Genomic DNA, 24,044 nt, shown 5'->3' with positions numbered 1-24,044 from the left:
TTTTTTACTGATTCCTTAACGGCCATTTGATTGTCATTATCACATCACTGGTTTAAGCTGCCGTAAAGTGCCATTAAAGAACATTGCGTACATCAATGGCTTACGAACCATTCAATTTGATATAGAGAAACGACACTGTGTTTCAATCCTTTTTTCCTAATCCCAGACTATTCTTTCTCAGCTTTGCTTTATGGGCACTCGCCTGCGTTCTCGGTTGGTACTTTTTTGTCCAAGATCTTGGCGCCAACTTAAGCTTGGGTTCATTGTTTGGCGTGTATTTCCCTGAAGCGTTAGTGGAAGGCGTGGATGCGGCGGCACAAGCTGCCTTTGAAGCGGCACAAAAAAGCGCATTAAACATTTGGCTCTATCAATACATGATTCTGTGCTATTTCATATTTGTCAGTGCTTGGATTGTCTATGGCGGCCAGAAATGGGCAAAATGGTCCGTACTAGGATCCGCTTTAATTGTTTTTATCACTTGGTTCCAAGTACAAGTCAGTGTAATGCTGAATGAATGGTACGGTAGCTTCTACGACCTTATTCAAAAAGCCTTAGCAGAACCCAACAGCATTCCTCTTTCTGATTATTATGCGCAGCTGTCCACCGTCGCCATTATCATTATGGTCGCTATCACGGTATCGGTTCTCAGTAATTTTTTCATCAGCCACTACGTTTTCCGCTGGCGCACAGCAATGACGAGCTATTACACATCAAAGTGGGATCAAGTTCGACACATAGAAGGTGCATCACAACGGATCCAAGAAGACACCATGCGATTCGCTTCAATAGTCGAAGGCTTAGGTGTCAGTCTACTACGATCTGTGATGACACTCATCGCATTTTTACCGATCTTATGGGGACTTTCTGGTTACGTAAAAGAGCTTCCATTAATAGGCGAAGTGCCTCAAGCCTTGGTGTTTACCGCCATTGTTTGGTCAATTGTCGGTACATTACTACTCGCATTAGCAGGTATAAAGCTGCCTGGGTTAGAGTTTAAAAATCAGCGTGTCGAAGCCGCTTACCGAAAGGAATTGGTATACGGTGAAGATCATGCAGACCGAGCCACGCCCATCACTCTTGATGCATTATTCAACAATGTACGTAAAAACTACTTCCGCTTATACACTAATTATCTGTATTTCAATGTGGTTCGTTATGGCTATTTGAATGTTGGTCAATTTGTCCCTTTAATTGTATTAGCCCCATCCATTGTTGCAGGTGCCTTTACATTAGGTGTAATGCAACGAGTTTTAAACGCCTTTAACCAGGTAGAAAACTCCTTTCAATACTTGATCAACTCTTGGACGACTATCGTAGAACTACTGTCCATTTACAAGCGCCTAAAAGCGTTTGAAGCGGTCATCGATAATGAACCACTACCCGAAGAAGACCAGCAGACCTCATAGGCATCATTCGAAAAACACCATTTCGATGTTAAAAAGCCCCGCAGAATCAAATTCTGCGGGGCTTTTTTGTGTTTTATATAACGTTAATGAGGCAATCAAACGCTTTATCAAACGTTGATGTTGATGTTTTGCCCTAGGTTATCTGTTGTCGTATGTGACCCACTGCTTGCGGCAGGCGTCACATTTTTGGTTGCTTCTTCTAGCAACGCAAGATCTTGTTCCGCTTTCTGCTGCTGAGCGGCTTTCGCCAAATTTGCACTGTAGACTTCACTCGCATAATCCATCGCAGGACTACTCACACCATTAACACTTGGCATTTTTCCCCCTCTCTATTTCTCAATAGAAGTTGCCAACTAAGAGCGTAAGAAAATTAAACGTAAACTATCGCTCATAAATACATCAATTTATAAAGTATAGCGGCTCTTTGATCAATTTACGAACACCTTTTTGTAAGCTAGATCGCTTCTCTATATGTTATCGTCCGTGACAAACTGTTCCCAATATTGGCTCACCAAGGTCTGGTTATCGATCAATGCATCGTCTTGAACAACGCGACCTTGTTGCTGCAAACTCAATCGATGTGTATGAGATCGGTAAAGGGTATACGTATCAATCATTTTTTCCGCCTGCTCCGCTTTTATTAAACCAACAGACGCCGCGGCTTCTAATTGGCGCACGTTGTCGGAAAAACGCATTAACTCAGGAAACTTATGTGACCATGCCAAAACAAGATATTGCACCATAAATTCAATGTCTATGATGCCACCAGCGCCTTGTTTCAGGTCGAAGCCTTTTTCTTTTCCGCCGGTATCAAGGTGAGCTCGCATTTTTTCGCGCATTTTAATGACTTCCGCTTTCAGTTCATTTCGATCTCGAGCCGATGCAATAATTGCCTTGCGGCAGTCTTCAAATTTGATCAATAAATTTGGCTCGCCTGCCAAACCTCGGGAGCGTGTCAAGGCTTGATGCTCCCACACCCACGCTTCTTTTTGCTGATAATCTTTGAACGCCTCAAGACTCGACACGAGCAAGCCAGAATTACCAGAAGGACGTAAACGCATATCCACTTCATATAACCGGCCAACCGCTGTAAAGCTGGTAATCATATGGATCAAGCGCTGGCCAAGGCGCGTGTAAAACGTCAAATTGTCGATGCTGCGATTGCCATCAGTGCTCCCCGATGATTGAGCGTCATGAATAAACACCAAATCGAGATCCGAATCGTAACCCAGCTCCCATCCACCGGATTTACCATAACCGATAATAGCCAACTGCGGCGTGTAAGCCGTGTCTCCTTGGCTTACCGGAAAGCCGTGTTTCTTAGTCAAATAGTGCCAAGACTGCTGCAATACCTGCTCTAGCAAGACTTCCGCCAACCAAGTTAAGTGATCGCTCACTTTCATTACTGGCAAAATCTCGGTGATATCACACGCTGCAATCCGTAAAATAATCGAGCGTCTAAAGCGGCGCATCGCGTCCATTTGCGCTTCTTCGTCGTCTTCTGGTAGACGCAGTAAAATTTGCTGCAGCTCATCTTCCAGCATGGTTTTGTCGGGTGGAGAAAATAACGTATGTGCGTCGAGTAATTCATCGAGCAGCGCAGGCGTGGTCGAAATCGCTTCCGTAAACCAAACACTTTCTCGGCACAATCGAATAAGGTGTGTTAAAGCTGTTTGGTTTTCACTTAATAGCACCAAATACGCCGTTCGTCGCAGCACCGCTTCTAATATTGGAAAAACACGTTCCAATACCAAATCAGGATTCGCCTCTTCCGTCAGCTTTATCATAAGATCCGCAAGGAAAACCGCGAGTCGCTCGTGACCAATCGGTTGCATAAAGACCACTGCACGAGAACTAAGCAATTGCGTAATACGAGTTACGTTCGCGTCTGTGTCTTCCCAAGCGATCAACTCAATCGCGTCCAATATTGCTTCTTTGTCTTCTGGGTGCTTGATTAATAAGCGCCACGCTTCTTGGCTTTTCACTTCTTCACTGGTTTCTTCACCATCATCAATTAACGCCACGAATGCACTGTGTACGTTTTTTCGCACTTCCCATAAACGCTGATCCAGCTCTTCCCAAGAAGCAAAACCCACCATCAAGGCAATCCGTGTTCGCGTGATACTGTCTTCTGGCAGCAATTGTGTTTGTTCATCGTTTAGGGCTTGTAGAGCATGCTCTGTACGTCGCAGCAATAAATACGCATCGTGTAACGCATCGACTTTTTCATGCGAAAGGTAATCTTGTTGTGCAAGGTAAGGCAGCACTTTCAGCAGCGCGGGCGTTTGCAGCCTTTGATCTCGTCCGCCATGCAATATTTGCAAAGCTTGAACAATGAATTCCACCTCACGAATCCCGCCTTCACCTAGCTTGATATTGTGCTCAATGCCTTTGCGACGAACTTCTTTTGCAATCATTTGTTTAAGGTCACGTAACGCGCCTATCGCGCCAAAATCGAGATATTTACGATAAACAAAAGGCTTTCGCAACGCTTCAAATTCACGAATGTCGAGCGTACTGCCAGACATAACACGCGCTTTGATCATGGCGTACCGTTCCCAGTCTCGGCCTTGATCTTGGTAATAGTTTTCGAGCGAATCCATGTTTAGCACTAACGCGCCAGATTGCCCGAAAGGGCGCAAGCGCATGTCCACCCGAAAGACAAAGCCATCGGCGGTAACTTGATCCAAATGCTGAATAAGTTTTTGACCCAATTTCGTAAAGTATTCTTGATGGGAAAGGCTTTTTTTACCGCCTTGTGTATCGCCGTGCTCGCGAAATGCAAAGATCAAATCAATATCCGAGGATAAGTTGAGCTCGTTCCCACCCAATTTCCCCATACCAATGACGATCATCGATTGAGGAAGGCCGTTACGATCCAACGCACGCCCATACAAAGATAGGTACTGCTGCTCTGACCAAGCCAAGCTTGCATTCACACAAGCATCAGCCAAACCGCTTAGACGCGACGTCAGCTCCGTTAATGTTAGTCGTTGTTGAATATCCAGAGCGATAAGGCGCACCATCCACCATTGCCGATACAGCCGCAAACGCTTCAGAAAAGTTGATTCATCCAGGTGTTCTTGAGGGTCGCTCGGACAAGCGCTCGCATCACAGGCAAAAAACGCTTCGCCCGACATTAATGCGGCTTGAGAAGGTCGTTCTGGCAAACTTTCTAGTAACAATACCTCGTCTAGCCATTCTGGAAAGCGTGTCCATTGCTGATGAAGATAATCGCTTAACATCCACAAAGGCTCTAATATCGCGATCTGATCTTGATGCAATGCCTCCAGATTGTGCCTTTGCCTAGCCTCTTGAACTCGTTCCAATAACAAAGAACGATGCTGCGATTGATCACAAAAAAGTGCGTAATTTGGATTCAAATTCGGGAGTGTCAAAGAGGCCTTCCTTTTAAATAATCGTCTTATTATTTTTCATGACAACAGGGCTTATCAAACACTAAAACGCTTGTCGGTTTAGCCATTTCCCAACACGCAGCATCACTGTTCCGACTGACGTCATACTGGCTAACAATCCCAGCAGCATGCTTTCATCTTCGACTAAACACTGCTCTAATTCATTGTCTAAACATTCCAATAAGTAGGCCAGTTCACTTGGTAAACACAAGGTCAACTGAGACATAGAATGACGAACGGGTTGCATGAGCGCCTCGTCTTTCATGAAATACATCGCTTCCCAATACACTAACCACACTTCATACCAATACGCGGCCAACTCCAACTCATTGGATGTATTGAGTGGTTTTTTAGGAAACTTGATTTTTCCGTATTTTAATCGAGTCCCTTTTTGGGCTTTAGACACCACACTGACTTGAACAGGAACATGCTCGGCAATGTTTAAGGCAAAATCATACAACCCCGCTTCGTTACCACTTTTTAATTCTAGTTCTAATTCACAAATGGCATCTTTACCGTACGGCGACGTGACTAAACCACGATCACAAACCACTTCCATTTTGGTTTCTTGAGTAACAATGTTCCACACTTGTCGCTCAAAATCCGTACGGTATACTTCAATTAGTGCATTTGCCCATGACATATCCTGTAATGGTTCAGGCAATGGCACTTCTGTTAATAAAGACAAATCCAGCTGATCCTTGGTGAGAAACCACTCCCATTCGCCACGAGCGTGCATACCAATACGGCTACTACCACGTGTTTTTACGGTTTGAATATAGCGTTCGCTATTCACTGATCGAATACGTAACGCCATTCCTGCTTTCATCAAGCTGGCGTCTTCGGTGTCAAAGTATGCGTTCATTAACGCTAAGGTAGGCTGACGAGATTGTCCGTCCGTATTAGAAAGAGTACAAATTTCATCGAGAAAGTCGCTTGCGGACTTGAGATACTCAGACTGAACCATTAACTTAAGCTCTAGCTCAATAGCCATAATTTACAAACCTCTACAACCTTTGTCGTTGAGCAAACAACAAAGAAAAAATAATGTGCGAGCAAGTGTACCAGATGCCTAGCTTACAGTAGTAATATTAGGTAATAACTCGAGGAGCATCCATATGCCCGTACTTCCATCTCTTATTAGCATGATGTCGCAACTTATTGCGTCGCCATCTATCAGTTGTAGTCAAGCGCACTGGGATCAGTCAAATAAAGGCGTGATTCAATTGCTTGAAAGTTGGTTAAGCTCACAAGGCTTCCAGTGTGACGTCATGCCTTTGCCAAACCAACCGAACAAATTCAACCTGATTGCCACACTCGGTCATGGCGAAGGTGGATTGGTATTATCTGGGCACACAGATACAGTGCCTTACGATGAAGGTCGTTGGCAGTCGGACCCTTTTTCACTGGAAGAAAGAGATCAGAAACTCTATGGGCTTGGCAGCTGTGATATGAAAGGTTTTTTCGCGATAGTGCTCGACACTATCCGAGATATGGCGCTTTCAAATATAAAACAGCCTCTGATTATTCTCGCCACAGCAGACGAAGAAAGCTCCATGTCTGGTGCACGCGTACTCGCTGAGCAAGGTTCACTAAAAGCCCGCTACGCGTTAATTGGTGAACCCACTTCTCTCACGCCCATCCATGCTCACAAAGGCATTATGATGGAGCGGATTCAAGTTACTGGGCAAGCAGGACATTCATCCAATCCCGCATTGGGAAACAACGCGATGGATGCAATGCACGCGGTGATGTCGGAATTAATGACGTTTCGCAAGCAACTCAAAAAGCAATATCGTGACGCTAATTTCGTCATCGACTACCCAACCATGAACTTTGGCTGCATTCACGGCGGCGACAACCCTAACCGGATCTGCGGACGTTGTGAACTGGAATTCGACTTACGAGCACTGCCCGGCATGAGCAACCAATCTCTCATGGCAGAAGTTGCTCAACTACTGCCTAAAATCGAAGAAAAAACCGGCACAAAAATTCAACTAAACAGTCTTTTTCCCGATGTGCCGTCTTTTTATACCCCTATTGAGTCGGACATTATCAAAGCCTGTGAAGCACTAACTCAACGTCAGGCCAGTACGGTTGCCTTTGCAACAGAAGGCCCTTTCCTAAATCAAATGGGAATGGAAACCTTAATACTAGGGCCTGGCTCTATCGATCAAGCCCACCAGCCAAATGAGTTCATGGCGCTGGATCAAATTCAACCCATGCAAAAGGTAATTCGCGGATTAATTGAGCGTTTTTGCCTTCAGCCAACCGAGCAAAAAAATGAGGAACAGCGTGCCTGAAGAACTTAACTATGTGGATTGGTTTCGCCATTCATCCCCCTATATTAATGCCCATAGGGAAAAAACCTTCGTCATCTTGATTCCAGGTGAAGCGGTTGAATGTGCGCATTTTTCAAGCATTATTCATGACCTTGCCTTGTTGGATTCATTGGGCATTCGCTTGGTATTAGTTCAAGGTGCTCGACCACAAATCAGCAGAATATTATCCAATCGCCATTTACCCAGCCGCGTTGAAGACGATTACCGTGTGACGCCGCAAGACCAATTGCTAGACGTTATTCAAGCGTCTGCCGCGGTGCGAGTTCAACTTGAAGCGCAGCTTTCCATGGGCTTATCCAATACACCAATGGACGGCGCTCGTCTAAAAGTCTGTAGCGGTAATTACGTCATCGCCAGACCGCTCGGCGTGGTCGACGGCATCGATTATGGACACACCGGCGAGGTGCGTCGCATTGATACTGAGGCCATTTTCCGCTTACTAGAAGACGACAACATGGTGTTACTTCCTCATCTGGGCTTTTCTCCCACGGGTGAAGTCTTTAATTTAAAAAGTGAAGATGTTGCGATCCAGGCTGCCATCCAGTTAAAAGCGGACAAGCTTGTCATCTACTCGGAAGAAGAAGGTGTCTTTAAAAGCAACGGCGAACTGTATTCGGAATTGTTAACAAAAGACGCCGAAGTCATTCTGAAAGAAAAGTCACTGCCAAAAGTAACGCACGCAGCGTTGGACGCTTGTGTGCAAGCGGTTCGTCAAGGCGTACCAAGAGCACATTTGATTTCTTATCATGAAAATGGTGGCTTACTGAGAGAACTCTTCACACGTGAAGGTTCTGGCACCATGATCGACGAAGACAGTTATGAAAAATTACGCCCCGCGCATATCGATGATGTTGGCGGCATGATGGCTTTGCTCGCCCCACTGGAAGAAAAAGGTGTCTTAGTGAGACGTTCGCGTGAATTATTAGAGAACGAAGTCGACCGTTTCATAGTCATTGAACGAGATGGCGCCATCGTCGCGTGCGCGGCACTGTACCCGTTTGAACAAGAATACGCTGGCGAATTAGCCTGTTTGGCGGTATCGCCTGATTATCGTGGATCAAACCGAGGTGAACGCTTACTAAAAGGCATCGAACAGGCCGCAAAATACCAGAACCTCAATACGCTTTTCTTGTTAACAACTCGAACCGCGCATTGGTTTATTGAGCGCGGGTTTAGCGAAACCACCCTAGCCAGTTTACCGACGCAAAAACAAGCGCTGTATAACTACCAGCGTAACTCTAAGATTTTTGCCAAAGCACTGTAGGCGTTAACCTATTTCAGGACGGGACAAACGTCATAAAAAAGGCGACCATTGGGTCGCCTTTTTTTGTTTCGTTGTTTATTCCATTATTTTGAATGGGATAAACATTGGATAGCCTTGTCTTATCACACGCATTGGTACTGAACGACCGCTCGGAATGTCCTTCGCAATACGACTAAAGTCCGTCACACCTTCAATGCGCTGACCATTTAGCATGGTAATCACATCGCCTTGCTGAAGACCGTTACGAGCCGCGGTACCACCAATGACTTGCTCAATGACCACACCGTTTTCGATATCAAATTGCTTCGCCATTTCAGCAGGCAATTCCCCAACGATCATGCCTAAACGATTCTGATCTTGTTGAGATTGAGCCAGTACTTTTGGATCATTTGGTCTTGCTTCTAATGTCACCGAAATGGTTTGTTCTTTTCCATCTCGATACACTTTCGCATCGACTTTTTCTCCGGCTTTCATCTGGCCGACAACATAAGGCAATTCGCCTGAGTGTTCGATTTTTTCACCATTAAACTTCATGATGATATCGCCAGATTTCAGGCCTGATTTTTCAGCGGGTGAATCCGGTAACACTCGGCTTATTAACGCACCGCTCGGTCGATCCAATCCAAAAGACTCCGCCAACTCATTATTGACGTCTTGAATCAACACGCCCAACCAAGCTCGAGAGACTTTGCCATCTTGTTTCAGCTGATCCACAACGGACATAGCCACCTTAGATGGGATAGCAAAAGACACACCCATAAACCCACCAGAACGCGTGTAGATTTGTGAGTTAATCCCCACCACTTCACCGTCTAGATTAAACAAAGGACCACCCGAATTGCCTGGGTTAATCGCAACGTCCGTTTGGATAAATGGCACATAGCTGTCAGATGGTAAGTTTCGACCCGTTGCACTGACAATACCGGCGGTTACCGTGTAATCAAAACCGAAAGGTGAACCAATCGCCAGCACCCATTGACCCGGTTTTAGCTTGTCTGAATCGCCCATTTTTACGATAGGCAAATTGTCAGCGTCTATTTTCAGCAACGCCAAATCGGTTCTTGGGTCGGTTCCCACCAATTTAGCCACATATTCACGACGATCGTTTAAACGAACATGAATCACATCCGCTTCATCAATCACATGATTGTTGGTTAACACGTACCCATCATGGGAAATAATAAAACCCGATCCCAATGAGCTTCGCGGTCCCTGCTGTTGCGGTGCTTGCTGACCAAAAGGCTGCTGACCAAAGAAGTGCTTAAAGAACTCGTTGAGCTCTTCACTATTAGGCCCTAATTGTTGACCTCCTTCGTTGGCCGTTTTTGTGGTAACAGCTTGTTCCGTACTGATATTCACAACAGCGGGAGAAGCATCATCGACCAACTCGGTAAAGTCAGGAAGTGACGCCGCGTGAGTAAGCATAGAGGTCATAATAAACGTACTGACAACGACCATGCTGACTTGTTTAAGCAATCTGTTCATTGATTGGTCTCCTTAAGACGTATCAAATTCATTACAGTGCCAGGTGAAGACGATTAGACGCTTACGGGGCAAATACCAAAGGCACTTGTTCACCCTCAAGCGATTCAATTCTTAAAATTTTTGGATAATAATCCAGATTATTCATTTCTTGTTTGGATTTTTTTCTGGCCAACAATAAGCCACCAGCAAAACCGATAATAGAAAGCATCACAGCAATACCAGACTCGCCACCCCAGATAGAAGGCAAAACAGCGCCGCCGACCAACCCAAGAAGAGGAATGAGGTACATCCAAACAGACGCTTGCAGCAAGGTATCTTCGGGAATGCCAACCACGACGCTCTGGCCGACTTCAACCGTCAGAGGATCAATAGCGCGCATGCGCATTCGATTCGCAGCAGACACTTGAGCAATAGCATGATGACCACAACCATGACGGGCACGACAAGAAGTACAGGTGCTTGTACGAATGGTTTCAACCTCCGCAAAGCCCGCTTCAACAGACAGTACTTTTCCCGTTTCTTCAATCATGATCAGACCTTGGCATAAAGACACTCATCAATTTTTCTATCGTCACTTCCGGTACTTCGCCGACCATGGTTAGTAGGTACAGCTGATCTTTCACTTTAATACTGCGCTCTCCCGCCATGGTTGCACCCATGCTTAAAATCGACATCGCTTTCGGCTTCAAAGTTGGCTCGACAAACACAGATACCGTTGTCATACCGTCAGACAAAAGCAACATACTTGTGCCGTGATTCAAAGATCGTGCTTCAGGCCAAACAAGCGAAAAACCGTCGGGCAACCAATCAAACTGCCAAAGATTTTTAACGCGTCTAGGCTGAACTTCTACGACCGGCTCCGAGTAACTACCCTCTTTTGGGACAAAGTCTTCGTGTTTCAAGTCGGGCAAAAAATTGACCGAGGTAAATTGAATTCTTTCCAGCAGCTGCCCGTCCATTTTCATCATGTCGTGCTTGAGAAGAAAGTGGTTTTCTTTGTCGATCCAGAATTGATGACCATAACGATACTGGTCTTTTGGAACCAGTTTTACTGACTCCACATTGCGACCCGCAATCCTTGTCACATCGGTGCCCACAACCATCTCGTAGCCTTTTATGAGTCGGTTACTTTCAACATTTTTAAAACGCTTAAAAGGGGGGATTCGTGGCGTACGCATATTCGCAATATGGGCATTGGGATAGACACAAATAATTTTGTCATCAATGCGTAAAACTTCCACTTTGTCGCCGTCTAGGTCAACCAAGCTTTCATATTCGACGCCAGACATCAAATCATGACGAACACGCATGCTGTTCATATTCATGGCTTCAGAATGCACAAACACACCATCATAACTCAGCGTTGAAAAGGACTGGGTCATACTTCTCAATAGGTTCAATGCATCCGATGAGGTAGACGCACTTGCCATGACAAGGCCAGTTGAGACCAAACAAAACGCCATGAAGATAATACGTAATGAATAAAACACTCTCATAAACTACTCTTTTATGGGGTAACTAACGACCCGAGCCATCGGTATCATACCTTGCCCTACGGTCATCGCCGCTTGTTCAGCGTGCTGTCGAAGGTAATTTTGCAGTCGAACGTTATCCACTAATAACGCGTCTTTGTTTAGCTCCGCCAGAGGCGTCACCACCAAATTATCGACCGGTGAATGCACATTCGCCATGAGGTTCGGCGCGATGGCGTCTGGCGCCAGCAAGACATTGCCACCAAATATAACCACAAAGGTAACACTGGCCGCGACCGCTACACTAGACAACATGACCTGCCAAATAGGACGGCGGTTTTTATTTTTTTCTGGCAACAGAAATGGCAGAGGCGCATTTTTAAGTGTGCCCTGCTCTCGGTCGAGCGCTGCGTCCTCGGCATCTATTTTGGTTCGAATACGGGAGACCAAATCGCCCTGCAAACCAACAGCCACATTAGAATCTTTGTGAAGCGTTTGCTGCACCAAATGGAAGCTTTCTAATTGATGACTCAGCGCTGCTTGATCGGCCTTTAATAGACGTTCAATATCTTGACCTGACGCTTCACCATCAAACATAGCCGACAGACTAGAAAACATTTCTGGGGAATTATTTTTAAAATCTGCCATGGCTACTCTCCTCCATCCATTAACGGACGTATGTGTTTTTCTACCGCTTCACGGGCACGAAAAATTCGTGACCGAACCGTTCCAACGGGACACTCCATGATCAACGAAATATCTTCGTAACTCAGACCATCAAATTCTCGTAAGGTTAATGCGCTACGCAATTCTTCTGGCAAATGTTGAATGGCGTAATTAATTGACGCTTCAAGTCGCTCGCTGTTTAGCTTTGCTTCAGGTGTGTCAATATCGGCTAAGGCTTCATAGACACTGAAAACCTCTTCATTATCCAGCTCAACATCTGACTCTGGAGGGCGACGCGAACGGCTCACAAGGTAGTTTTTGGCCGTATTAACGGCAATTCGATAGAGCCAAGTATAAAAAGCACTTTCCCCTCGAAAACTTCCAATGGCACGATACGCTTTAATAAAGCTGTCTTGGGCTACATCCAGTACTTCACTTCTATCTTGAACATAACGTCCAATGAGGCCAATGACCTTGTATTGATATTTGACGACTAACAGATCAAACGCCCGTTTATCGCCCTGCTGTACTTTCTCAACCAACGCCTGATCGGAAGACGTTTCGTGCGGCATAGGCACCTCTTACTAAAACCGTATTTATCTGCGCCCTTGCTTGTTACAAGAGAAGACAACAATTAACCAAGTGAGTTCCCATCTTAGCGATCAAACCACACGGGCAATAAATGCACGTGGTTATGCATCAAAAAGTATGGCGAATATTCGAAATGGAATCTCAGAAAGTATTCACTATTTACTATCAACAATAGTAACATTAATTTTTTAGTCATAATTAGATCAATACAATGAGTCGACACTATAAACACGACATCGTCATTATTGGCGCAGGCGCTGCAGGGCTGACACTTGCCCTTGAGCTTGCCGATCACCATCGCGTCGCTATTTTGACAAAAGCAGACATTCGCGAAGGATCGACACTCTACGCTCAAGGCGGAGTCGCCGCTGTGTTGTCCGACAAAGACACCATTGACTCGCATATTAATGACACCATTGATGCCGGTGTTGAATTAGGCGATCCAGAGGCCATTCGTTTTACCGTCGAACACTCAAAAGAAAGTATTGATTGGCTCATCGAGCAAGGCGTGCCTTTCACGCGTTATGGTGAAGGCGAGGAATATCATTTAACCAAAGAAGGCGGACACAGCCACAGACGAATTATTCACAGTGCCGATGCGACTGGGCTCGCCATTTCCAAAACATTGATTAAAAACGCCAGCAACCACCCTAATATTGAATTTTTTCCAGATCGTGTCGCCATCGACGTTGTCACCACAAAAAAGCTGGGGATTGCGGGTCCAAATCGTGCCGTCGGCGTATATGCTCTGAATTCTGACGACGATGTCATCGAAGTTTTTCATGGGCGTTTCGTATCACTGGCTTGCGGGGGCAGCAGTAAGGTTTACCTTTACACCAGCAATCCAGATACCGCATCGGGCGACGGCATTGCGATGGCGTGGCGCGCAGGTTGTCGAGTGGCCAATATGGAGTTCAATCAATTCCACCCGACCTGCTTATACGATGCCAAAGCCAAGACATTTTTAATTTCTGAAGCAGTACGCGGCGAAGGCGGCAAGCTCTTATTGCCAGACGGTACACGCTTTATGGCGAAATTCGATAAAAGGGAAGAACTCGCGCCCCGAGACATTGTCGCGCGCGCAATCGATCATGAAATGAAGCGCCTCGGCGTACATCACGTATTGCTGGACATTTCCCATAAAGACCCTGAATTCATTAAAGAACATTTCCCCACCATTTATAAACGCTGCTTAGAATACGGTCACGACATGACCAAGGGGCCAATTCCTGTGGTGCCAGCAGCACATTATACTTGCGGTGGCGTGGTGGTTAACCGACACAGTGCGACCGACATTGAAAATTTGTATGCCATTGGTGAAACGGCTTACACAGGACTTCATGGCGCGAACCGTCTTGCGAGTAATTCTTTATTGGAATGCATCGTCTTTGCGCGCTCAGCGGCGCATCATATTTCTGAAAACCATGCCCTAACCAACGACATTTCCATTCCTGATTGGGATGAAAGTAAAGTAACGGATTCAGACGAAGACGTGGTTATCACTCATAACTGGCAAGAATTGCGTCGCTTTATGTGGGATTACGTTGGCATCGTCCGAACCGATAAACGATTGCTCAGAGCCAAGCATCGGGTGGATTTATTACTGTCTGAGATTCAAGAATTTTATACGAACTACAAAATCTCTAATGATTTACTCGAGCTGCGTAATTTAGCCATGGTGGCGGATTTGATCATACGCTCGGCCATGTCGCGCAAAGAGAGTCGCGGACTGCATTTCACATTGGACTACCCGAATAAACAAACCACCAGTTCACCAACCATATTAACGCCGAAAAACACGGATTAGTCGGCCCGCCTGATTGTACGTTTTCTTGCTTCTTCGCTGCGACCTAGCAACATTTGTTGCGCAGCAAAGGAGCGAAGCGTTCGGTATGAATGTTCATTAAGGCTGTCACGATAAACAACGTAATGTGTAGGCCAAAACCTATCATAAAAACTCGTCGACGTTGCTTCTTTTGCGATCAATTGCACGGCATTAACTCGTATAAAAACAAGCCTTATATAGTGCTCACGCGCTAGTAAAAATGCGCCCTGCTCATCGATACCAATCTTTCGCTTAGGTTGTCGAATTGACCGCAGCAACAACCCAACACCAACAAAGCCGATGCATAAAAACAACAATGCCCGCCACCAGGCAGGCATCCAATACAGTTGAAGCAGAGCCACATAGATTAAGGCGATAATCCCCCCTAATCCAATGCCCACCCATGAGCGTTTAAGCTCGGTGGCTTTCAGGCTGAACACGGGTCACGATGATATTAACAATACGGGCAAGATCCTGATCTTCAGGTACTTCTTTTTGCATAAACCACGGAAAGAGTTCTTGGTCTTCGCATTCCAGCAATTTCAGAAAGCGCAGCTTGTCTTCCTCTTCTAAGGTTAAATAAACCTCATCAAGAAATGGCTCTAGAAGTACATCCAATTCCAACATGCCACGACGACATTGCCATTTTAGACGCTTAAAACGCACTGAATCCGATGTCTCATTCATGAAATTACCCTTTAAAGAAAATTTCGTCATTATAGCCATTTAAACAAAAAAAACGAAAACGGCTTAGTGCAATTATCTGATATTTGTCACACAAAACCTTATTATACAAGGAGATACTGCAAAGAAAGCAAAGTCAAAAGAGTATTATATTGACTCATTTTCCATCAAGAACAGGAAAATGGAACAGAATAGTACTAGTATTGGCAATTTATGTATTAACGGGTCAATTATCACATGGCCTATATTTACATTCGCTTGATAAGTAATTATTAAGAATTAGGTACGACTATAAAAACAAAGAAACTCCACAATGGGGAAAACCTATGAAACGCCTTACTAAGAACACTCTAGCGTACGCAGTATCCATTACTGCTGCTATGTCAGCCGCTAGCTCTTTCGCAGAAACTCAAATCACCGTGGCCACCGTGAACAACGGTCACATGATCGAAATGCAAAAACTCACACCACAATTTGAAAAAGCCAACCCAGGCATCAAAGTAAAATGGGTGACTTTGGAAGAAGGTGTATTGCGCCAAAACGTGACTCAAGACATCGCTAATAAAAGTGGTCTTTATGATGTCATGACCATCGGTATGTACGAAGCGCCTATCTGGGGCGAACGTGGCTGGTTGCAAGCTGTTGATACAAGCGGTAACTACGACGCAAATGACATTCTTCCATCCATTCGTGGTGGTCTTTCTTATAAAGGTACTATGTACGCAGCACCATTCTACGGCGAAAGCTCTATGGTTATGTATCGCAAAGACCTTGTAAAAGCCGCTGGTATGGAAATCAACGACCGTGATAGTTGGGAACACATCCGTGATGTGGCCGCTGCGGTTAATGATCCAAGCAAAGGCATCTACGGTATTTGTTTACGTGGTAAAGCCGGTTGGGGCGACAACATGGCGTTTATGACAGCCATGGCGAACTCTTTTGGTGCTCGTTGGTTTGATGAAAACTGGAAACCTCAGTTGGAAACAAAAGAATGGAAAGACGCGGTTACTTTCTACGTTGATTTGCTAACTAAATACGGTCCTCCAGGTTCAAGCAGCAACAGCTTTAACGAAAGCCTAGCATTATTTAACGAAGGCAAATGTGGTATGTGGATTGACGCCACTATCGCGGCGTCTTTCGTAACCGATCCTAAGCAAAGTAAAGTCGCTGACCAAGTAGGTTTCGCTCAATCTCCTATTTCTGTTACAGAAAAAGGCGCGAACTGGCTTTGGGCTTGGGCACTAGGCATTCCAGCCGCAACGAAAAACGCCGATGCGGCGCAAAAATTCGTTCGCTGGGCGACGTCTAAAGAGTACATTCAGCTAGTGGGTAACACGAACGGCTGGGCTGCAGTACCAACAGGTACTCGTGCTAGTACGTATCAAAATCCTAAGTTCCAAAAAGCGGCCGTTTTTGCTGAAGCTGAGCTAAAAGCAATCAACTCTGCCAATCCAAACGACAGCACACTAAAACCATCGCCTTATGTTGGTGTTCAGTTTGCTGCGATTCCTGAGTTCCAAGCAATTGGTACAACGGCTGGTCAAATGATTTCCGGTGCACTTGCTGGGTCAATGACAGTGGATCAAGCGTTGAAATCTGCGAACAAATCTGCAGATCGTCAAATGCGTCAAGCGGGTTATTACTAACCCCAGCTGACAAAGAAATAGGGCATTTGCCCTATTTCTTATTTCTAACTCGCCCATTTAAGGGCGAACACTCCTGCTTATAATAAGAGACACAAAACATGAAGCGCTCAATCACTCGCTTATTAATGGCGCCGTCTGTCATCCTGCTCCTGGTTTGGATGATCATCCCTTTGTCCATGACCATTTACTTTTCTACAATACGCTACAACCTATTGTATCCAGGTCAGAATAACTTCGTCGGTCTGATGAACTTTGAGTTCTTCATCACCGATCCCGGCTTTATTCCCGCGGTGGCGAACACATTAATACTGTTACTTTCAGTACTGATCATCACCGTGGTTATTGGTGTCGTTTTATCCGCCTTGATTGACAAGCCTTTCTTCGGACAAGGCATCGTCCGTGTATTGTTAATCTCTCCATTTTTCATCATGCCTACCGTGAACGCCTTAATCTGGAAGAACATGATGATGAATCCGGTTTACGGTATTTTTGCGTGGATCTCGCAATCTCTGGGGCTCGAACCCATTGACTGGTTGTCGTCGTATCCTCTGATGTCCGTGATTATCATGGTGAGCTGGCAGTGGCTTCCGTTTGCTATTTTGGTCTTTGTGACCGCGCTGCAATCCCAAGACACGGAACAAAAAGAAGCGGCTCAAATGGATGGCGCAACGGGCCTTCACATCTTCCGCTACCTAACCATTCCTCACTTAGCGCGCCCAATAGCCGTTGTGGTGATGATCGAAACCATTTTCCTATTGGCCGTGTTTGCCGAAATCTTCGTTTCGACCGGTGGTGGCCCAGGGTACGACAGCACCAACTTGGCGTACTTAATTTACAACCAAGCGCTTCTTCAATATGACGTTGGTGTGGCTTCTGCGGGTGGTTTGTTCGCTGTATTGCTGGCCAATATCGTCGCCTTTTTCTTAATTCGTGCCGTTGGCAAAAACCTAACGGTGTGAGGTAAATACGATGACTCTTAATCAACAACGAAAACTCAAAACCATTCTGACCGGCTTGTTCGCTTGGACCATTGCCTTGGTGTTATTTTTCCCTATCTTTTGGATGTTTATTACGTCGTTCAAGACAGAGCTGCAGGCCATTTCCATTCCGCCCACGCTGTTTTTTGAACCAACGTTGGAGAACTTTGAAATCGTTCAAGAGCGCAGTGATTACATTCATCACGCTTGGAACTCGGTCGTTACCTCATTTGGCGCCACCATTTTGGCATTGATCATCGCCATTCCTGCGGCGTACTCCATGGCATTCTTTCCTGGCAAACGCACGAAAGACATTTTGCTTTGGATGCTCTCCACCAAAATGCTGCCTGCTGTGGGCGTATTGGTACCAATCTACATTTTGTGCCGAGACTACGGATTACTCGATTCTCGCACAGCGTTGGTCATCATTTTCACTCTGATGAACTTGCCTATTGTGGTCTGGATGCTGTTCTCCTACTTCAAAGATTTGCCAAAAGAGATTCTTGAAGCCGCGCGAATGGACGGCGCAACCCCGTGGGACGAAGTTGTGAAAGTCGTTATGCCATTGTCCGTTGGCGCGATCTCTTCTACTGCTTTGTTGTCGATCGTTCTTTGTTGGAACGAAGCCTTTTGGTCTCTTAACTTAACCGCGTCAGAAGCCGCACCGCTTACCGCCATGATTGCGTCCTACTCAAGCCCTGAAGGTTTGTTCTGGGCAAAACTGTCTGCTGCATCAACATTAGCGTGTGCTCCAATCGTCATTTTTGGTTGGTTCTGTCAAAAACAATTAGTCCAAGGCCTTACATTCGGCGCCGTAAAATAATTATTAGGAAGCTTTCACATGTCATATTTAACGATTACAGATTTACAAAAACACTACGACAACTACCACGCGCTACGCGGTATTAACCTGTCCATTACTGAAGGCGAGTTTTTGGTGTTCGTTGGACCATCAGGTTGTGGTAAATCCACTCTACTTCGAACCATTGCCGGTCTTGAAACTAGCACGGGCGGCAGCATTGAACTAGACGGCCGAGATATTACTGAGCTGGCATCATCGAAACGTGATTTGGCTATGGTGTTTCAATCTTATGCCTTGTACCCACACATGACCGTGGCAGACAACCTATCGTTCGCGCTTCGTCTTGCGAAAGTACCAGACGCAGAAATCCAAGAAAAAGTCCGCTCAGTCTCTGCATCTTTGCAGCTTGATCCATTGTTGGAACGCAAACCTAAAGAATTGTCCGGTGGTCAACGTCAACGTGTTGCCATTGGCCGCGCCATTGTGCGTCAACCAAAAGTCTTCTTGTTTGATGAACCACTTTCCAACCTAGACGCTGCGCTTCGTGTGCAAATGCGCTTGGAATTGGCACGCCTGCACAAAAAACTGGGCACCACCATGATCTACGTAACCCATGACCAAGTGGAAGCGATGACACTGGCCGATCGCGTGGTGATCTTAAACGCGGGTCAAATCGAACAAGTGGGCACGCCATTGGAACTGTACCGCAAGCCAAACAGCCGCTTTGTGGCCGAGTTCATTGGCACACCGAAGATGAACCTTATTCCTGCGGACAAAATCACACACAAAGAAGACGAACTTGTCTTTGATCTATTTGGACACACCATTCATTTCCCTGCGAACCGCTTGAAAGGCGCACAGCCTGATACTGCAATTGTGGGCATTCGTCCTGAGCATTTGAGTTTAGTGTCGGAAGGTGGCGATTTAACTGGTCGCATTGAATTGGTTGAACACCTAGGGTCAGAAGCTTACGCGCACATTCAATTGCAAAACGATCAAACCATCATCGTCAAAGCGGGCGCACGTACCGAACTGAAAGATGGTCAAGAAGTCAGCATCAAAGTCGATGTTCAAGAAATCATTTTATTCAACGACCAAGATCAAGTTATTTCTGTGATCCCAGAGGAAGCGTAACATGGCAAACCATCTACAAGCTTCGCTGAATAATGAACAGCTTGCTGTTCAAGGCTACCAAAAAGACGCCATTCAAGCGGGTGTTTTACACCTCGGCGTGGGCGCGTTTCATCGCGCTCACCAAGCCGTGTATTTTGACCGTTTGCTCGCTCAAGCCGGCGAACAAAACTGGGGCATTATTGGCGTTAATATTCGCCCACAAGACAGCCAAGTATTCTCCCGCTTCATCGAGCAAAAGGGCGAATATGTGTTGAAAACCATGGCCGCCGATGGCGCCACCAAGTACGAACACATACGCTCTATTGTTCAGCAAATTGACGGCGCACAAGCACCACAAGCCGTGGACTCAGCGCTGGCGGATGCCAACATACAATTGGTGACATCCACCGTGACCGAAGGTGGCTATTACCTCGATGAAAACCGCGCCTTGATGTTGGATCACCCTGCCATCAAAGCCGACATCGAAGGCGCTCGAAACACCTTGTACGCCTTCCTTTATGCAGGATTAAAACAACGCAGTGAAACATCAAAAGCGAAAATCACGCTGTTGTGCTGCGATAACCTTCGCCACAACGGGGAATTGCTTGAAACCGGTTTATTGCAGTTCATTGCCGCCAAACAAGACCCTGAGTTGGCAGAATGGCTAAAAGAAAATGCGTCTTTTCCTTGCTCCATGGTCGACCGCATCACACCGAAACCAAGCCAAAAACACGTCGATGACGTGCAAACTCGATTCGGCGTTGACGATGACATGACTGTCATGGGTGAAGATTTCATTCAATGGGTTGTGGAAGACAACTTTGCGGGCCAAAAACCTGCGTTGGATCTTGTTGGCGTGCAGTTTGTGAAAGACGTTGTGCCATTTGAAGAAGCCAAGATTCGCATCTTAAATGCAGGCCATACTTGCGTGACGTATCAAGCGGCGTTGAAAGGCTTAACGTATTTCGACGAAGCCATGCGCGATGCTGAGTTAAAGCAGTACTTTGCTGACTTTATTTTACAAGACTCTATTCCAGCCATTGGTGACTCTGTGGTCGATTTGCCTGCGTATTTCGACATCATTGCGCAACGCTTTAGCAACGCAAACATTGGCGATACGGTAGAACGAATTTGTACGGATGGTTATGCAAAATTTCCGATTTTCGTTTTCCCTACATTGGAAGGCGCTTACCGAAAGGGCCGCACTCCAACGAAAACGATTCAAGGTATTGCAAGCTGGTTCACCTTCATTCAACTGTCGAATGAAGCGAAACTGAGTACGCCTTACCATGAGCCAAATAAAGCCGCGCTTGCTTCCTTCACGAACGACGATGCAGGCATCAAAGCTTTTGCCAATGATCGCTTTTTATGGGGTAATATACCGACTGAATTCCCTGCTTTCGTGGATCAACTGACACAAGAAATTCAGGCGAACATGAAACGATATACTTAGATAACGGCAATCTGGTTCGAGAAGAAAGACAATCCGGCCGTTTGCCTTTTTTCTTGAACCTGTTTTATAAATAAATGAAGCATCAGATCGCAACTATCAACACTGTACTGCCCTCTGCGCTTCCGTGAGAAAGACTATGCCTAATACCGCCAAACGTATCACGCCTGAATACGAGATCGTTGAAGACAACGAAACCATTCGATATTTAGAGCACGGCTATCCAAGTGATTTGATTCGCTGGCACGCCCATGATGACTATGAGTTGCATTTTATAGAAGCGACTTCTGGTAAGGTATTTGTAGGCGACTACATTGGTAACTATTCTCCAGGTCAGCTTATTTTAACCGGACCAAGGCTGCCTCATAATTGGATCTGTCAAAATGACCAAGAAGACGTTCTCCTTCGTGATATGGTGATTCGCTTTGATCATGAATCGTTTTCAAATGGCATGAAAATCATCCCTGAATTGGCTGAGATTCTTCCCATGCTCGCCAGAGCAAAATCCGGCATTGAGTTCTTCGACCTAGACCATCAATACCTCAAAGAAGTGTTTCAAAAAGTACGCGACTCAAGCGGTTTATCTAGATTGATTCTTTCGCTCCCTCTCTTGCAAACGCTTGCCAAAAGCCGTAGTTACCGCTTACTTTCAACCGTTCAGATTGACTTGAAATCCAGTGAAACATTGCAGAGAAAGATCAACACTGTCGTGGATTATGTGTCACAAAACTACAGCCAAGACATTACACTTTCAGGCGTTGCAGGCTTAATTGGTATGTCGGACAGTCACTTTTCGCGCTTTTTTAAGAAAGCCACAGGAAACCGATTCATTGAGTTTGTAAATCGCGTTCGAATCAGCCGTGCTTGCAGCCTGCTAACGGAAACCGATCAACAAATTGCGACCATTTGCTTTCAGGTTGGCTTTAATAATGTGGCCAATTTCAACCGCCGTTTTCATGAATTAAAAGGCGTTACACCCAGAGACTTTCGCACGCAAAGCAACATTCATATTGAAGGCGTGATGCCACTGTCTTAATGCTCCCTCCTCCTTAGAACCAAAAAAAACGCCGCGGACATTTTTTTGTTCGCGGCGTTTTTATATAAGAAAAGTGCGTAGTTCAGAAAACCGTTTTCTATTAAGAGGACAGTTGAGCCAATCGGTCGTTTAGGTTTTTGGTCGCTTGATAAAGCGTCTGGTACAAGGCGTATTTTTCTTGATAGTAAGCCCTAACTGACGCGTCGGGTTGATGCTCAGCCAATACGTCTGGCAAGGTGCAATATTCTGTAATCAACAGTTCGATGTCTTTTCCTTGGCTTTGCTGCTCGCCCAACAACGCCAAACGTGCAGCTCCCAGACCGGGACCGACATCGCCACCATCGCGATACGTAAGACGCTTATCCAAAACGTTAGCAATAATCTGACGCCACATCGCGTTACGTGCTCCACCGCCAATCAGTGATAACTCATCGGCCACACTGCCTGCACTGTCCAATGCGTTTTGACAATCCAATAAAGAAAACGCGACACCCTCAAGCACAGCCAATGTCATCGAGTCTACGTTTGTTGTATTCGTCAGCCCGACAAATTGACCATTTGCTAATGGGTCATTGTGTGGTGTCCGTTCGCCACTCAGATACGGTAAGAATAGAACGCTGGTGCGCTTAAGGCCTGAATCTTCTAGCCCGTCCAATAATTCAGGAACGGTTTTTCCCACCAGCTTCGCAAACCAAGAAAGAGAATTTGCAGCGCTTAATGTCACGCCCATTTGGTGCCAACGGTTCGGCAATGCGTGACAAAACGCATGCACGGTATTTTCTGGATTCGCTTTGTGAGATTCACTGACGGTGAAGTACACACCAGATGTGCCCAACGAAATAAAACCTTGGCCCGGATTGGTTACACCCATGCCCACCGCGCCAGCGGCATTGTCGCCAGCGCCCGCGACGACAGGTAGTTGAGGCAGTTTAAGCTGTTGAGCAACGCCTTCTGATAACACGCCCACAAGATCACAGCCTTCATACACGGTCGGCATATTGGCTTGCGTTAAGCCTGTCGCAGCCAATAAAGCATCGTCCCATTGACGTGTTTCAGGATTCAGCCATAAGGTGCCTGCAGCATCCGAGCAATCTGAGGACATCTCGCCTGTTAAACGATACGCCAGATAATCTTTAGGCAAGAGCACAAACGCAAGTTTTTCAAAAATGGCTGGTTCATTTTCTTGAACCCAGCGTATTTTAGGCGCAGTAAAGCCCGGCATGGCAAGGTTGCCTGAGCGTTTAATTAAATCTGGAAATTCGGCCATCAAAGCTTGGCATTGCGCTTGGCTACGTCCATCATTCCATAATATACAAGGTCGCAAAATATCGCCTTGCCGATCCAGCAAGGTCGCGCCATGCATTTGCCCTGATAATCCAATGGCTTTTAGCTTGCTCAAGTCTAAACGTGATTGCAGTTGCCCGATAACGTCAACACAAGCCTGCCACCAAGACAAAGGGTCTTGCTCAGACCACGTCGCCTGTGGACTACTGACTGACAAAGAAATCGACTCCTGCGCCAATACTTGCCCTTTGTCGTCAATAACGACACCTTTTAAACCCGATGTTCCAAGATCAAGACCTAAATACATTTTGTTACTCATTCTATTAAAATTTCTTATTGGTTTTGTTTTTGAGTATGGCATTCTATGCACATATTATTATTAATCTTTCCATACTCGAAAGAATGGGAAACAGAGTCAACGAAATACGCTACATTGGCCTTTTTCGTACCGTTAGATCATAAAAAAAGTTAGTTTTTCCCTTTAAAAGAGAAAGTGTAAACGAACTTTAATTGGCCACTGTAAACAAAAACACGCTGGTAAAACACCATTTTTCAACTAAGAAAACAACATAGGTAATACGTAAT

At 45.7% G+C, this 24,044-nt stretch carries 21 protein-coding genes; 10 read left to right on the top strand and 11 right to left on the bottom strand.

Annotated elements, in window-relative coordinates; all coding sequences use genetic code 11:
* Nucleotides 1–137 precede the first annotated feature (137 nt).
* Nucleotides 138–1,406, top strand: coding sequence for a peptide antibiotic transporter SbmA (gene sbmA, locus D104_RS33455; protein ID WP_024025036.1), 1,269 nt, complete (start codon nucleotides 138–140; stop codon nucleotides 1,404–1,406).
* A 107-nt stretch (nucleotides 1,407–1,513) separates the two neighbouring features.
* On the opposite strand, the gene D104_RS33450 is transcribed toward sbmA, so the two are convergent.
* The 3 genes from D104_RS33450 to D104_RS33440 form a co-directional block, all read right to left on the bottom strand.
* On the bottom strand, nucleotides 1,514–1,723 hold the full coding sequence (locus D104_RS33450; RefSeq protein ID WP_024025035.1) for a hypothetical protein: 210 nt from the start codon (nucleotides 1,721–1,723) through the stop codon (nucleotides 1,514–1,516).
* Between the two features lie 150 nt (nucleotides 1,724–1,873).
* Complete coding sequence (gene glnE, locus D104_RS33445) at nucleotides 1,874–4,804, bottom strand: bifunctional [glutamate--ammonia ligase]-adenylyl-L-tyrosine phosphorylase/[glutamate--ammonia-ligase] adenylyltransferase (RefSeq protein WP_024025034.1); 2,931 nt, start codon at nucleotides 4,802–4,804, stop codon at nucleotides 1,874–1,876.
* Nucleotides 4,805–4,865: 61 nt separating this feature from the next.
* Nucleotides 4,866–5,816 carry a CYTH domain-containing protein gene (locus D104_RS33440; protein ID WP_024025033.1) on the bottom strand — a complete coding sequence of 317 codons (951 nt, stop codon included), beginning with the start codon at nucleotides 5,814–5,816 and terminating at the stop codon, nucleotides 4,866–4,868.
* A gap of 124 nt (nucleotides 5,817–5,940) precedes the next feature.
* On the opposite strand from D104_RS33440, the gene argE reads away from it, so the two are divergent.
* Both argE and argA read left to right on the top strand, forming a co-directional pair.
* Nucleotides 5,941–7,125 carry an acetylornithine deacetylase gene (gene argE / locus D104_RS33435; protein ID WP_024025032.1) on the top strand — a complete coding sequence of 395 codons (1,185 nt, stop codon included), beginning with the start codon at nucleotides 5,941–5,943 and terminating at the stop codon, nucleotides 7,123–7,125.
* Nucleotides 7,106–8,428: an amino-acid N-acetyltransferase gene (gene argA / locus D104_RS33430; protein ID WP_024025031.1), complete on the top strand. Its 1,323-nt coding sequence runs from the start codon at nucleotides 7,106–7,108 to the stop codon at nucleotides 8,426–8,428. The genes argE and argA overlap by 20 nt, the downstream gene beginning before the upstream one ends.
* A 75-nt stretch (nucleotides 8,429–8,503) precedes the next feature.
* Here argA and D104_RS33425 read toward each other — a convergent pair whose 3' ends face one another.
* The 5 genes from D104_RS33425 to rpoE all read right to left on the bottom strand — a co-directional run bounded on the left by D104_RS33425 (nucleotide 8,504) and on the right by rpoE (nucleotide 12,623).
* Entirely contained in the window at nucleotides 8,504–9,913 is a 1,410-nt protein-coding gene (locus D104_RS33425) for a DegQ family serine endoprotease (protein WP_024025030.1), read from the bottom strand.
* A 61-nt stretch (nucleotides 9,914–9,974) separates the two neighbouring features.
* Nucleotides 9,975–10,442: a SoxR reducing system RseC family protein gene (locus D104_RS33420; protein WP_024025029.1), complete on the bottom strand. Its 468-nt coding sequence runs from the start codon at nucleotides 10,440–10,442 to the stop codon at nucleotides 9,975–9,977.
* Nucleotides 10,435–11,409: a MucB/RseB C-terminal domain-containing protein gene (locus D104_RS33415; RefSeq protein ID WP_024025028.1), complete on the bottom strand. Its 975-nt coding sequence runs from the start codon at nucleotides 11,407–11,409 to the stop codon at nucleotides 10,435–10,437. The genes D104_RS33420 and D104_RS33415 overlap by 8 nt, the downstream gene beginning before the upstream one ends.
* 3 nt (nucleotides 11,410–11,412) lie before the next feature.
* Nucleotides 11,413–12,033, bottom strand: coding sequence for a sigma-E factor negative regulatory protein (locus D104_RS33410; protein ID WP_024025027.1), 621 nt, complete (start codon nucleotides 12,031–12,033; stop codon nucleotides 11,413–11,415).
* A 2-nt stretch (nucleotides 12,034–12,035) separates the two neighbouring features.
* Nucleotides 12,036–12,623, bottom strand: coding sequence for an RNA polymerase sigma factor RpoE (gene rpoE, locus D104_RS33405; RefSeq protein WP_024025026.1), 588 nt, complete (start codon nucleotides 12,621–12,623; stop codon nucleotides 12,036–12,038).
* Nucleotides 12,624–12,853: 230 nt separating this feature from the next.
* On the opposite strand from rpoE, the gene nadB reads away from it, so the two are divergent.
* Complete coding sequence (nadB, locus tag D104_RS33400) at nucleotides 12,854–14,449, top strand: L-aspartate oxidase (RefSeq protein ID WP_024025025.1); 1,596 nt, start codon at nucleotides 12,854–12,856, stop codon at nucleotides 14,447–14,449.
* On the opposite strand, the gene D104_RS33395 is transcribed toward nadB, so the two are convergent.
* Nucleotides 14,446–14,907, bottom strand: coding sequence for a hypothetical protein (locus tag D104_RS33395; RefSeq protein WP_024025024.1), 462 nt, complete (start codon nucleotides 14,905–14,907; stop codon nucleotides 14,446–14,448). The two genes, nadB and D104_RS33395, sit on opposite strands and share 4 nt — an antisense overlap.
* Nucleotides 14,879–15,154 carry an FAD assembly factor SdhE gene (locus D104_RS33390; RefSeq protein WP_024025023.1) on the bottom strand — a complete coding sequence of 92 codons (276 nt, stop codon included), beginning with the start codon at nucleotides 15,152–15,154 and terminating at the stop codon, nucleotides 14,879–14,881. Before D104_RS33390 ends, D104_RS33395 begins: the two co-directional genes overlap by 29 nt.
* Nucleotides 15,155–15,477: 323 nt before the next feature.
* On the opposite strand from D104_RS33390, the gene D104_RS33385 reads away from it, so the two are divergent.
* The 6 genes from D104_RS33385 (at nucleotide 15,478) to D104_RS33360 (ending at nucleotide 22,175) form a co-directional block, all read left to right on the top strand.
* Nucleotides 15,478–16,797 (top strand): ABC transporter substrate-binding protein, encoded by a 1,320-nt coding sequence (locus D104_RS33385; protein ID WP_024025022.1) that lies wholly within the window; start codon nucleotides 15,478–15,480, stop codon nucleotides 16,795–16,797.
* Nucleotides 16,798–16,895: 98 nt separating this feature from the next.
* Nucleotides 16,896–17,756, top strand: coding sequence for a carbohydrate ABC transporter permease (locus tag D104_RS33380; protein ID WP_024025021.1), 861 nt, complete (start codon nucleotides 16,896–16,898; stop codon nucleotides 17,754–17,756).
* Nucleotides 17,757–17,766: 10 nt separating this feature from the next.
* Nucleotides 17,767–18,597, top strand: coding sequence for a carbohydrate ABC transporter permease (locus D104_RS33375; protein ID WP_024025020.1), 831 nt, complete (start codon nucleotides 17,767–17,769; stop codon nucleotides 18,595–18,597).
* Between the two features lie 18 nt (nucleotides 18,598–18,615).
* Nucleotides 18,616–19,710: an ABC transporter ATP-binding protein gene (locus tag D104_RS33370; protein ID WP_024025019.1), complete on the top strand. Its 1,095-nt coding sequence runs from the start codon at nucleotides 18,616–18,618 to the stop codon at nucleotides 19,708–19,710.
* A gap of 1 nt (nucleotide 19,711) precedes the next feature.
* Nucleotides 19,712–21,142 carry a mannitol dehydrogenase family protein gene (locus tag D104_RS33365; protein ID WP_024025018.1) on the top strand — a complete coding sequence of 477 codons (1,431 nt, stop codon included), beginning with the start codon at nucleotides 19,712–19,714 and terminating at the stop codon, nucleotides 21,140–21,142.
* A 136-nt stretch (nucleotides 21,143–21,278) separates the two neighbouring features.
* Nucleotides 21,279–22,175: an AraC family transcriptional regulator gene (locus tag D104_RS33360; protein ID WP_024025017.1), complete on the top strand. Its 897-nt coding sequence runs from the start codon at nucleotides 21,279–21,281 to the stop codon at nucleotides 22,173–22,175.
* Nucleotides 22,176–22,275: 100 nt separating this feature from the next.
* Here the strand turns inward: D104_RS33360 and xylB are convergent, their stop codons facing one another.
* Nucleotides 22,276–23,778 carry a xylulokinase gene (gene xylB, locus D104_RS33355; protein ID WP_235075949.1) on the bottom strand — a complete coding sequence of 501 codons (1,503 nt, stop codon included), beginning with the start codon at nucleotides 23,776–23,778 and terminating at the stop codon, nucleotides 22,276–22,278.
* Between the last annotated feature and the right edge of the window lie 266 nt (nucleotides 23,779–24,044).

Origin of the sequence: Marinomonas profundimaris (genome assembly GCF_000508165.1) — a bacterium.
GTDB classification, from domain to species: domain Bacteria; phylum Pseudomonadota; class Gammaproteobacteria; order Pseudomonadales; family Marinomonadaceae; genus Marinomonas; species Marinomonas profundimaris.
This window is presented reverse-complemented; position numbering and strand designations above follow the sequence as displayed.